The organism is Streptomyces sp. NBC_01298, from assembly GCF_035978755.1.
GTDB lineage: Bacteria > Actinomycetota > Actinomycetes > Streptomycetales > Streptomycetaceae > Streptomyces.
Window position 1 is genome coordinate 7,640,425 of sequence record NZ_CP108414.1, and the last position, 11,315, is coordinate 7,651,739.

The 11,315-nt window shown below is 68.5% G+C and carries 14 protein-coding genes; 13 read left to right on the forward strand and 1 reads right to left on the reverse strand.

Annotated features, from left to right (window positions below; translation table 11 throughout):
• Window positions 1–7 precede the first annotated feature (7 nt).
• From OG730_RS34930 to OG730_RS34950, 5 genes are all read left to right on the forward strand, one after another.
• The gene (locus OG730_RS34930) at window positions 8–319 is read left to right on the forward strand and encodes a hypothetical protein (protein WP_327307976.1); all 312 of its coding nucleotides are present in this window, start codon (window positions 8–10) and stop codon (window positions 317–319) included.
• Window positions 316–1,614 (forward strand): SPFH domain-containing protein, encoded by a 1,299-nt coding sequence (locus OG730_RS34935; protein WP_327307977.1) that lies wholly within the window; start codon window positions 316–318, stop codon window positions 1,612–1,614. Before OG730_RS34930 ends, OG730_RS34935 begins: the two co-directional genes overlap by 4 nt.
• Window positions 1,611–3,620: a hypothetical protein gene (locus OG730_RS34940; protein ID WP_327307978.1), complete on the forward strand. Its 2,010-nt coding sequence runs from the start codon at window positions 1,611–1,613 to the stop codon at window positions 3,618–3,620. The genes OG730_RS34935 and OG730_RS34940 overlap by 4 nt, the downstream gene beginning before the upstream one ends.
• 205 nt (window positions 3,621–3,825) lie before the next feature.
• A complete protein-coding gene (locus tag OG730_RS34945) occupies window positions 3,826–4,587 on the forward strand; it encodes a hypothetical protein (protein WP_327307979.1) in 762 nt (253 codons plus the stop codon).
• Window positions 4,587–5,063: a DUF6197 family protein gene (locus OG730_RS34950; RefSeq protein ID WP_327307980.1), complete on the forward strand. Its 477-nt coding sequence runs from the start codon at window positions 4,587–4,589 to the stop codon at window positions 5,061–5,063. The genes OG730_RS34945 and OG730_RS34950 overlap by 1 nt, the downstream gene beginning before the upstream one ends.
• 206 nt (window positions 5,064–5,269) lie before the next feature.
• On the opposite strand, the gene OG730_RS34955 is transcribed toward OG730_RS34950, so the two are convergent.
• Window positions 5,270–5,470, reverse strand: coding sequence for a hypothetical protein (locus OG730_RS34955; RefSeq protein WP_327307981.1), 201 nt, complete (start codon window positions 5,468–5,470; stop codon window positions 5,270–5,272).
• Window positions 5,471–5,496: 26 nt separating this feature from the next.
• Here OG730_RS34955 and OG730_RS34960 point away from each other — a divergent pair, with 26 nt between their 5' ends.
• The 8 genes from OG730_RS34960 to OG730_RS34995 all read left to right on the forward strand — a co-directional run bounded on the left by OG730_RS34960 (window position 5,497) and on the right by OG730_RS34995 (window position 11,247).
• Window positions 5,497–6,147, forward strand: coding sequence for a GIY-YIG nuclease family protein (locus OG730_RS34960; protein WP_327307982.1), 651 nt, complete (start codon window positions 5,497–5,499; stop codon window positions 6,145–6,147).
• A 101-nt stretch (window positions 6,148–6,248) separates the two neighbouring features.
• Window positions 6,249–6,482: a DNA-binding protein gene (locus tag OG730_RS34965; RefSeq protein WP_327307983.1), complete on the forward strand. Its 234-nt coding sequence runs from the start codon at window positions 6,249–6,251 to the stop codon at window positions 6,480–6,482.
• An 892-nt stretch (window positions 6,483–7,374) separates the two neighbouring features.
• Window positions 7,375–8,388 carry a hypothetical protein gene (locus OG730_RS34970; RefSeq protein ID WP_327307984.1) on the forward strand — a complete coding sequence of 338 codons (1,014 nt, stop codon included), beginning with the start codon at window positions 7,375–7,377 and terminating at the stop codon, window positions 8,386–8,388.
• A 9-nt stretch (window positions 8,389–8,397) separates the two neighbouring features.
• Window positions 8,398–9,096 carry a glycosyltransferase family 2 protein gene (locus tag OG730_RS34975; protein ID WP_327307985.1) on the forward strand — a complete coding sequence of 233 codons (699 nt, stop codon included), beginning with the start codon at window positions 8,398–8,400 and terminating at the stop codon, window positions 9,094–9,096.
• Complete coding sequence (locus OG730_RS34980; RefSeq protein WP_327307986.1) at window positions 9,093–9,689, forward strand: class I SAM-dependent methyltransferase; 597 nt, start codon at window positions 9,093–9,095, stop codon at window positions 9,687–9,689. The genes OG730_RS34975 and OG730_RS34980 overlap by 4 nt, the downstream gene beginning before the upstream one ends.
• The gene (locus OG730_RS34985; protein WP_327307987.1) at window positions 9,689–10,558 is read left to right on the forward strand and encodes an NAD-dependent epimerase/dehydratase family protein; all 870 of its coding nucleotides are present in this window, start codon (window positions 9,689–9,691) and stop codon (window positions 10,556–10,558) included. The genes OG730_RS34980 and OG730_RS34985 overlap by 1 nt, the downstream gene beginning before the upstream one ends.
• Before the next feature lie 294 nt (window positions 10,559–10,852).
• Window positions 10,853–11,044, forward strand: a complete 192-nt coding sequence (locus OG730_RS34990) for a hypothetical protein (protein WP_327307988.1) — start codon at window positions 10,853–10,855, stop codon at window positions 11,042–11,044.
• On the forward strand, window positions 11,044–11,247 hold the full coding sequence (locus OG730_RS34995) for a hypothetical protein (protein ID WP_327307989.1): 204 nt from the start codon (window positions 11,044–11,046) through the stop codon (window positions 11,245–11,247). Before OG730_RS34990 ends, OG730_RS34995 begins: the two co-directional genes overlap by 1 nt.
• Window positions 11,248–11,315 lie beyond the last annotated feature (68 nt).

An 11,315-nucleotide genomic window follows, 5' to 3' on the forward strand; every position in this document is an offset into this window, starting at 1 on the left:
GCCAGCCATGCACGCCTACCTGATCACCGCGCAGCCGTCGCGCTGGCGCCGAGCCGGCCGTTGGGTCCGGGTGTGCGTGACCCGCCTCCTCGTCGGCGCCGCTCTCCTCCTGCTGGGGCTGCTGGTCCTTGTGATCCGCAGCCTCCGCCCCATCGTCAACATGCTCGCCACATGGGCAGTCCGTACCGAACTGGAGATCAGCATCCGGACCGGACTGCCCTCCATCGGCGCCAGCCTCGGCGCCCACATCACCGAAGAGTTCGTCCGCGAGTTCCACAAGGGATGGGACCGCACCACCAAGGAAGGACAGCCGTCATGACCGCCTCCCTCGACCACGTCAACGGCCGGCCCGTAGACACGTACACCGAGCCGCGGTTCGACCCTGTCGCCCTCGCCAAGGCCGAAGCGATCCGTACCCAGGCCGAGGCGGACGCCAACGCCGTGCGCATCAAGGCCGAGGGCGAGGCCAAGGCTGCCGAGATCGCGGCGCAGGTCGAGGCCGACAAGCAGCGGATCCTCAACGAGCGGGCCGCACTTCGGGTGGAAGCCGATAAGGCGGTCCACGAGAAGAAGATGGCCGAACTGCTCGCGGCTACGGCGAAGGTCAAGGCCGAGGCTGAAGAGACCGAAGCCGCAGCTGAGCGGAAGGTCCGCGACGAAGACGGGCGGGCCGTAGAAGAGCGCCGCACCGCAGCTGCCTGGAAGTGGTCGGCCCGCGGCATCTACCTCATCAGCCTGATCATCGCCCTGCCGCTCCAGCTCATGGCCTTCTACAGCGACGACAAGCCGTTCATGGTCGCCGCCCCGCTGCTCCTCGAAGGCCTTGCCCTGGTCCTCGCCCTCGGTGGCGCCTGGGCCATTGCCCACCGCCGGGACGTCCGCCCCTACCGCATCGGCATCATGGCCGCCGCCCATATCGCAGCCGCCGTCAACCTGTGGCACGGCAACACCGACCCGACCATCGGAATCGAGGCGGGCATCGTCGGCGCCCTCGCGTCCCTCGGCGGTCCGGTCGTCCTCATGGCCTACGAGCACGGCATCGCGCAGAAGCGTGACGGCATCCCCTCCTGGCGTGAGCGCCGTGATGCAGCGAAGGCCGCCGCGACTGCGGCAAGGGAAGCGGCGAACCGAACCGCCGAGAAGAAGGCCGCCGAAGATCTCCGCGCCCAGGAGAAGCGAGCAGCGGAGCACTCCGCGATGGCCGAGCAGGAACGCAAGGACACCGACCGGCAGAAGGCCCACGCGAAGGTGTGGGACGTGGCTGAGGCCATGCGTTCGGCCCGCGGACTCCAGTTCGTCACCGACCAGATCTGGGGCGAAGCCTGGTACCGCGTCACCGGCTCCAAGGTGGTCGGAATCTGGCCCGAGCTGGAGGCCAGCAGCCGCGAAGCGCAGGCCCGAATGAAGGCCGCCTCAGCGGATGCTCCGCCGCAGGTCGAATCCCAAATGCCCCCGCGCTTCGTGAAGGGCTTCGACGAGCTCGACGGACGTCGCAACAACGGCGGCACACCGCCCCGTCGAGTGCCCAACGACACCCCCCGCTACAGCATCGCCGCACGCGCCGCCGCCTCCCACTCCGCCCTCCAGAACACCGCCGTCGAGGAGCAGTCGTGAGCATCGACACCACCCCCATCGACTGGGACCTGTCGAAGGTCATCCCCGGCCAGCTCGTCACCCCCGAGCCCGCCGACGACGAGGACGACATCGCGCCGGGCGTCCTCGAAGTTCGGCCCTCGCACCCGCTCGTCCTCCGCAAGGCCGGCGGCGCCGCAATGGTCGTCGCGGCGGTCACGGGCAAGGCCATCGGGATCACCGCCCGCGCCACCTTGGTTGGGTCGGTCTGGTTCGGCGCCGGCTTCAAGGCGGGCTGCGTCCTCGGCTGGCGCTACCTCCGCGCACACGATCACCAGGAAGTCCTCGGCGGCATGAAGTCCGGCACCGACTGGAACCGGGTCACGCAGACCCGCAAAGCCCGCTGGCGGTTCCTCGGCTGGGCAACGGTCGTCACGCCGATCGTCGACCTCCTTGGCTGGTGGGCGATCACCGCGTGGGCCGGCATCCCCGCCGACTACTCCTGGCCCATCCTCCCCGGCCTCGAAGTCGCCAGCGCAGTCACCGCCATAACCGCCTACGGGCGGTACCGCCTGCGGGCCCCCGACATCGCCCCCGGCCAGGTCGTCGCCGACATGGACAACCCCGAGTCCGACGAGCCCTACCCCCTCGCCTGGTGCGACTCCCCGGGCCGCGTCGAGGAGTGCGTCTCTCGCGCCCTGTACGCCGAAGGCGTCGACACCCGCAGCGTCCGTTACCTCGGTGCCCACAGGTGGGGTCACGAGGTCGACATCGTTCTCAAGGGCTCCACCGCTGGCAAGGTCTCGGCGGTCGCCGACCAGCTCGACTCGCACTTCAACATCAAGAAGGGCGGGACGCTCATCGACCCCGACCCGAGCGAGTCCGCCCACATCACGCTCCGCCTCGTCACCGGCAACCCGTTCGCCGACATGCCCAAGCCCACCCCGCACCCGCCCAACAGTCTCGACATCTCCCACGTGCAGAACTACGGCCGCTGCATGGACGGCGGCGCTCTCGACCTCGTCCTCGAAGGCGTCCGAACCCTGGTCATCGGCGTGTCCGGCGCAGCCAAAACCACCGGCGTCCTCCGCGACCTCGCCGAAGTCATCACCGCCTGCCACAACGCCATCGCCCTCGACCTCGACCCGGTCAAGGACGGCCTCCGCGAGTTTGAAGGTGTCATGGCCGCCCCGCCCATCCGCGGTACCAAGAACTGCGAGAAGTGGCTCGGCTACCTCGTGAAGATGGCCGAGGCCCGCAACCTGGTCCGTAACCGCCTGAACATGGGCGACACCTGGGTCGCCACGTATGACCATCCCGCGATCTTCCCGATCGTCGACGAGTTCATCTACCTCAGCCAGAAGGGCAAGGAACTCTTCATTCAGCTGCTCCGCCTCGGCAAGCAGTCTGGGATCTACCCGATCGCCGCTGGTCAGGACGCCACCAGTGACGCCCTCGGCGACGCCATCGCCGACTCCTTCACCCTCCGCGTCATGCTCTCCTCCCGCGAGGAGGACATCCGGCTCGTCCTCGGCTCCGGCGCCAAGGCTGCAGGCTTCCGCCCCGACCGGCTCGAGCCCGCCCAGAACAAGGACCTCAAGAACGACGCCGGCCAGTCGTACATCAAGGGCGCAGGGCTGACTCGCCCGCTGCTCTACGGATGGAACGAGCACAGCAACCAGAACATCAAGATGGCCGTCGCCGACCGCAAGGCGGCAGGGCGGCCCTGGTTCGACCGGGACACCCTGGCTGCGGCCGGGCTCCTGAAGCTCGTCCACGGCGGAGCGACGGCGGACGCCAGCGACGCCAATGTGATCGCGGACGCCATCTCGGTCATGGCCGACGCCGACGTCGACAGGATGCGCACCGAGACTCTCGTCGAGGCGCTCGCCGGGTACAGCTCGGACGCGTATGGCGAACTCGACGCCTCAGGGCTGCGGAAGATGCTCCGCGAGGCCGGAGCGGACGCGCCGGTCACCCTCGGGGATCTGGATGGCCTGAAGAACCCGCGCGGCTACAAGGTCGAAACGCTGACCGCTTTGCTCTAGTTCGTCCACTGCTCAAGAGCCGCTCACGGCTGCTCAACCGCAGGTCAGAGCTGCGCAACCCACTGCTCACGCCGCCGCTCACTGGATCGGTGAGCACCTCCTGAGCGGCAGCCTGAGCACCTCTGACCTGCGACGGAGCAGGCTTGAGCGCCTGCTGAGCACCTCGTATACCACCACATAAGCCGCCCGACGAGGGGGAGCGATCATGCCCACCAAGACCACCCCGAAGAAGCCCACCACCCGCAAGCGGACCACCGCCCGACGCAAGAAGCTCGGCGCCCGCAAGCCGATCGCCCGCACCCCCAAGACCGGCAGCCTCGTCGACCGGGCCGGCGTCTGGATGGCCATTCGGCTCGCCACCCACGCCCAGGAGTACATGGCCACCACGGTCTCCCGCAAAGACGCCGCGATCCTCCGCATCACGCACGCGGGCTGTCCCACCTGCCACGGCAACGGACAGATCTTCACCAAGGGGAAAGACGGATCCTTCACTGGCTCCAAGCCCTGCCCGGCCAAGCCCAAGACGCAGAAGGTGTCCCGCTTCAAGGTCGCCATCGCCGCCCGCTTCGGCACCGACCGATCCACCGGCCTCATCGGCTGGACCTGCCCCTGCGGCAGCAAAGAGAAGCCCCGCTACCGCGACGCCAAGGTCGCCACCAAAGCGCTCCGCGCCCACGAGACCAAGAAGCACGGCGGCAAGAGCGTCGGCGGCGCCTGGTACGCCCAAGTCACCGAAGAGGCGGCCCTGCAGCCGTCCGTGCCCCCGCCAGCCACATCCCCGAAAGGAAGCCCCATGAAGAAGCACTCGCTGGACACGTCCGCAGGCAACGATGCCGCCGCTGCCCGAGCCGACCAGTACGCGGAGGAAGCCCGTTCAGCTGGCAACGCCGACGACGTCGAGATGTACGAGGGCTTCGCCCGAGAGGCCCGGCGCGTAGCCAGCAGCCTCGCCGCCAAGGGCGAGTGATGTCGCGGCCCACCGCCGAGCCGCGGACCATCAGCGCGCCGCCGGTGGGCCGCCCCCTCACCTTCGATGAGCGTCTCGCATTGTCTCCGCTGGCCATGGATGTGCGCCTGGACAGCGCCGGCGTCCAGTACGACGTCCGGACCGCGGGCATCGAGATCCCCGAGATCCTTGTCGACCCACTCCCTGCCGCTGCCCCCGCGGCCCGGCCGGGCACCGTCGACGCGGTGTTCGCCGAGGCGGCCCGGCTGATCCGCACCCGCGGCTGGATCCGCGGCTACGTCGGCCATGCTGGCGTCGGATACTGCGTGATCGGCGCCATCCGAGTCGCAGCAGGCGGATCGGGGCGACTTGCAGACGAAGCATGCGACGCGCTCTTCGACCGGATCCGCGCCGAAGCGCCCGACACCCTGTCAGCCGGCGCGTGGAACGACGCCCAGTCCGGGCCGGGGCCTGTGATCCGAATGCTGGGCGCCTGACCCCAAGGAGGCTGCGATGTTCCAAGCAGGCCAGCGAGTGCTGATCGTCAGGTGCGAAGACGACCCGCGCGCTGTAGGTCGGACCGGCCGAATAGTGGACGAGGCCCAGCCCGGACCACTCACCGGGGGACGCTGGACAGTCGACCGGATCGGACTGCTCATCGCGCCGGCCCTCTGTCACAGCCACGAGATACAGCCCACCTGACCTACCGCCCGACCAGGCCCTCGCCACCCGCGGGGGCCTCCGGCGTTGGTACGGCCCGCGCGACCCAGCGGGTACCGCCCACCTGCGCCGGCCGGAGCGTCACCGTCACCTCTACGCCGAACTGCTGGAGCAGGGCGAGCAAGGCCAAGGCCTCCGCGCATTCGTGTGCTGAGTCAGCTGCGATGCCGAAGGAGACGCCCATGGGGGCAGTGTGGCGGAGCTCCGGGTGTGGCGCAGGCCATCCGAACTGTCAGTACCTCAAAGGAGAATTGGCAGATGAGCCAAGGGAAACCGTTCATACCGCAACACGACCGGCGGCTGACCCAGGCCGCCTGGAACAAGTACCTCAAGCACATCCCGCCCGGCGACCCGGCGAAGCTGATGATTCTCGGCATCTTCAGGGAGTACGAACTCGGCGGCATCGAGGTCAACGAAGAGACTGTGGCAATGGCAGTGAAGCTCGGCCGCGTTCGGCATCAACGCAACGTAGAAGAGCGGGCCGAGCGTGCGCGTCGCGAGGCTGAAGGGCGTCGCGTGGTCGAGACGTTCCGGAAGCTGCTCGACGATCACCCCGGCGGAATTGTCTACTACCTTCGCCGCGGCGACCTGCTGAAGATCGGCACGACCACTCGGTATGACGCGCGGATGCGGGCCCTCAGGCCTGACGAAGTACTGGCCGTCGAGCCAGGCAGCTACGCACTGGAACACCAGCGGCATCGCGAGTTCGAGGCCTGCCAGTGGAGCCGCGGCAGCGAGTACTTCCACATGAGCGCCGAACTCAAGGCGCACGTTCTGCAACTACGCTCCCAGCACGGCATTCCCGACCAGAGCGTCGTCACCGTGACGGATGGTCGCCGGGTACTAGATGACCCGAATTAGTTGACCATGGCCGAAAGCGAGCGTAGCGTGTGCTTGCATTGACTTCGATGTCTCCAAGGGCCACCCCGGCGGGTGGCCCTTTGTGTTTCCCGGAGGTGGTCATGGATTCTCAACTCGGCCTCGTCCCCGAGGATCTCGCCGCCTACTACACAGGTCGGCCCGCCTCCACCATTCGACGCTGGGCCGCCGAGGGGCGTATTCAGCGGTACGGCAGCGGACGAGGCAAGGTCCGCTACAGCGTCTTCGAGCTCCCACACAAGACGGTGGACGACTGGACAGGCGAAGTCACCGTCGGCGAGGCGCCTCCACTGCCCGCTGAAGCGCGAGCCGCTTAACCCCCAAGACGGGTACGCCGCCGGCAGCCGATGGCCGTCGGCCGATGCTGGCCAGCACCGGTTCAAATCCGGAACGGCGGCGCTACCTGAACGCCTGATTCGCCTGACGAGGAGGTGCCCCATGGCCTTTCCCGCAGGCACCCCCGTCGTCACGTTCACCGGCACCCTCCCGTCGGCTGTCGCGGGCACCCCGTTCAAAGGCAAGGTCGTCCTCAAGCCCTCGGCGCGGCTCATCGACGCAGGCCGGAACGCCGTCTACACAGGTGGCGGCCCTGTCGTCCTCGATGACGCGGCCCACTTCAGCGTGCAGATCCTGCCGTGCGATGCAGCCGGCATCGAACCCGCCGGCTGGCGTTGGTGGGTAGACGTTCAGCCCACCCGCGGCCAGCGATACGGCTTCTGGGCCAACATCACAGGCACCGGAACAGTGGACCTCGCCGACCTCACGCCCGTCCCGGCACCCGGAGGTGGCTCTGGCAGCGGCGGAGTCGGCCCTGCCGGCCCCACGGGACCTCAGGGTCCTGCTGGCCCGACCGGCGCCACCGGCCCCGCGGGCGCGAAGGGAGACACCGGCGACACCGGACCTGCTGGAGCGGCCGGAGCCACTGGCGCGACCGGACCTGCGGGCGCAGACGGAGCCGACGGCGAGGACGGCGAGCCCGGCCCCCAGGGCGACCCCGGGACTACCGGCGCGACCGGAGCAACAGGCCCGGCAGGGCCCCAGGGCGATCCCGGGCCCGCGGGTGCCACTGGGGCGACTGGAGCCCAGGGCCCGCAGGGCGACGTTGGGGCCGCGGGCGCGGCCGGAGCCGCAGGGGCCGCAGGAGCCGCCGGAGCAACGGGAGCGACAGGCCCGCAGGGTGCGATGGGCGCGTCCGGGACCGTCATTACGGTGACGCAGGCCCGCATCACGGACGGGGCGACCACCGACCTGGCGACCTCATCGCCTTGGATCATCGCCACAAGCTCAGTAGGTACGCCGCTCCAGTGCAGCATCCCAGCGGCGGCCGGCGACCGGATCCGAGTGCACCTGTCGATGATGTACGTCGGCGCACACTTCCTCGACCTCGCCCTCCTGACGAGCGCCGGGGCCATCTCCGAGTACGGGGCATCCGGCACGTCCTCGCCGCTCGCGGAGGGGGCGCCGGAGTTCTACCCGTCGCTGTCGTTCTCGAAGGCCACCAGCGCCGTCATGTTCACCGTGTCGGGCAGCCACATCAACGCCGGGGCCGCGACGATCGCTCTCGTCCACAGCGGCACGAGCTCCGGCAAGGTGTACGCGAACAGCGTCTACCCCTGGCGGATGCTGCTGGAGAACATCGGTCCGGTCGGCGGCGTTGCGGCCAGCACCCGGCCACCGAGCCCGGCGGAGCAGAACCTGCTGGCCTGGACCGGAGACCCGAACGATGCCGGCCACGTCACCGCGCAGTCCGCTGGCGGCGTTGCGGGCCGGATCACCCTGGTACGGATCCCGATCCGGGAACAGATCACCTGGTCGAACGTGTGGATGGGCCTGTCCGGTATCGACGCGGGGGCCAGCCTTGCGAACTGCTTCGTGGGCGTCTACGACTCGGCCGGCACGCTGAAGGCGACGTCTGCGGACATCTCTTCACTGCTGATGGCCAACGCCATCGCGAAGGCATTCCCGTTGGCGAGTCCATTCACGGCGGCGCCGGGCTTCTACTACATCGCGCTACTCCTCAACGGCACGTGGACGACGAACTCCCTGACCCTCAAAGCCACGGGCGCCGGTATCTCCGTCAACGCGGGTCTCGCCGCCGGGGCGCTGCGCTTCTCGAACATGCTCACGTCCCAGACGTCGCTACCGGGCTCGCTCACTCTGTCCTCGCAGACCACCACGATCATCAACACGGGTTGGGCCAGCCAGTGGTACGGCGTCAGCTAAAGGAGCACCATGGACGACCTGCTGATGATCGTGCCCACGCGAGGTCGGCCCGACAGCGTCCCCGCGATCGTCGACTGCTGGCGGCAGACCGGCGCCACCGCCGACCTGCTGTTCGCCGTCGATGACGACGACCCCATGCTGCCCGGCTACCGCGAGCACATGGAGAACCTGAACGACCCGCACATCCGATGGCGCCCCGGCCCTCGCCTTCGGATGTGCGGCACCCTCAACGCCGCCGCCGTTGAAGAGGCCCCCCGCTACCGGTTCCTCGCCTTCATGGGCGACGACCATCGCCCACGGACACCCGGATGGGACGAGCGGTTCCGGATCTGCATGTCCGGCGGCCCTGGCGTCGTCTACGGCAACGACCTGCTTCAGGGCGAGATCATGGCTACTGCGGTAGCGATGACATCCGACATCGTCACCACGCTCGGCTACATGGCGCCGCCCGCCCTCATCCACCTGTGCCTCGACCTCGTGTGGATGGACTGGGGTCGCGGCATGGGCCGCATCACCTATCTCGGCGACGTCATCCTCGAGCACATGCACCCGGCCAACGGTAAAGCCGACATCGACGCCGGCTACATCGAGTGCAACAGCAGCGAGGTATCCACCGCCGACGCCACCACCTACTACGACTACCGCGACAACGGCGGCCTGCAGGCCGACCTGGAGAAGCTGCGGGCGCTGATCGAGGAGACCGCATGACCATCGGCAGCGTCATCGAAGCCTGGAACCAGGCCGACCCCGCGGCGATCCACCCCACCCGCGGGATCAGTGAGGACGCCTACCGGATCTCCGGCGAGAACCAGGCCGCCCTGCTCTCCACAATCCTCCCCGCAGGCTGCAAGGTCGTCGACTTCGGCTGCGGAGACGGTCGCGTCGCCATCCCCCTCGCCGGGCTCGGCTACGAGGTGACCGCAGCTGACGGCTCCCAGGCCATGCTGGACCGGATCACTGAAGCCGCCCCTGAGCTGCCGACTCTCCTCACCGACGGAACTGACCTGGCCGACAAGTTGGGGCGGAAGACCGACGCGGTCGTCTCCCTGGCCGTCCTGATCCACCACAGCTACGAGTCCGGCGCCCAGATCATCGAAGGGCTCCGCGCCGCGGTCCGCGTCAACGGGCTCCTCGTCATCGACTGGCCGGTGTCCGACGAACCGGTCGAGGGCAGCGACTGGATCAGCGTCACGACCTGGAGTCTCGCCCAACAGGACGAGCTGTGCGAGCGGGTCGGCCTCAAGCGCCTGGACTCTTCCGGCTCGCCCTGGCCGATCTTCCGCGCGGTCAAGGCCGCCTGATGGACGTCCTCCTCACAGGCAACAAGGGCTTCGTGGGAAGACACCTCCAAGCCGCAATGGAAGCCCGCGGGTGGGACGTTCACGGGTTCGACCTGGAACCCCGCCACTCCGACGCCCTCGACTTCTTCCGCTACAGCACCGACGTCTACGACCTGGCCATCCACTGCGCTGCGATCGTCGGCGGCCGGGCCAGCATCGACGGCTCGCCGCTCGGCGTCGCCACCAACCTGGCGCTCGACTCCTGGTACATGCGCTGGCTCGCCCGCAGCCACGTCTCCCGCGCGGTCTACTTCAGCTCCTCCGCGGCCTACCCAGTTGCTCTCCAGCAGCCCGGACCGATCCGGCGCCTTGTCGAGACCGACATCAACTACGAGCAGCGCGGCCGGCCCGACGCCACCTACGGTCTGGCCAAGCTCACCGGTGAGCAGCTCTGCAAGTACGCCGAGGCCGCGGGTACGCGCATGACCGTGCTCAGGCCCTTCTCCGGCTACGGCGAAGACCAGGACGAGACCTACCCCTTCCCCGCGTTCATTCGGCGGGCACGCGAGCGTCAGGACCCCTTCGAGATCTGGGGCGACGGCAGTAGCACCCGCGACTGGATCCACATCGACGACCTCGTCGGCGCCACCCTCGCGGCCGTCGAGCAGGACGTTGACGGCCCGGTCAATCTCGGCACTGGCAAGGCGACCTCGTTCGACGAGCTGGCAGGCCTGGTCACCTCGGCGGCCGGCTACCAGCCCGAGCTGAAGCACCTGCCCTCCGCGCCACAAGGCGTCCACCACCGCGTGTGCGACCCCAGCCGGATGCTCGACTTCTACACGCCCAAGGTGACCCTCGAAGAGGGCATACGGCGGGCACTCGCAGAATGAGCGGCGGATGGAAGGGCTCAGATCGAAAGAGCCGGCTTCCCTCTGGCTGGTCAAAGATCCGGGCCCAGATCCTGGTGCGCGATCCGGTCTGCAAGATCTGCAACGTCAGGCCATCCAGGTTCTGCGACCACATCCAGGCCAAGGCAGACGACCACAGCGATGCTGGCCTGCAGGGCGTGTGCGGACCTTGCCACGACCAGAAGAGCAGCAGCGAAGGCAACGCTGCACAGCAAGCCAACCCCAGACCTGGACGGACGCGCCCACCCGAGCAGCATCCAGGGGCGAGGTGAGGCAGTGCCCCGCTACCTGATCACGCACCCCAAAGGAAAGCAGGGCGAGGACATCCTCGTCGAGGATCCAGACCTGACCCTCACCTTCCAGGGTGGGTGGGCTGTGCTGTCTAACCCGCAAGGGCCATGCCTTGCGCTGCCGGCCCACGCAGGCGCGACCATCACGAGGATCGACGAGCCCGAGGGTGAGGGGTGATGGACGTCGCCCAGGTACGGCAGCGCGTCCAGGCCATAGCCGACGCTGCACCCGACTACGAGCACCAGCATGGGCTGGAGGACAGCCTCTACACCGACGTGCTCACTGTGATCCGCGAGCAGTCGACCGACCCTGAGAGCAGGGCCCTGGCCGGCGCCGCGCTCGCCGCGAGGGTGATCAACTTCGAGCGTCACGCAGCATGATCGTTACCCGGGGGTATATCCCCCTGGGTGATCCTTTAGGGATCGGGGCCGTATAGCACCTGACTTTC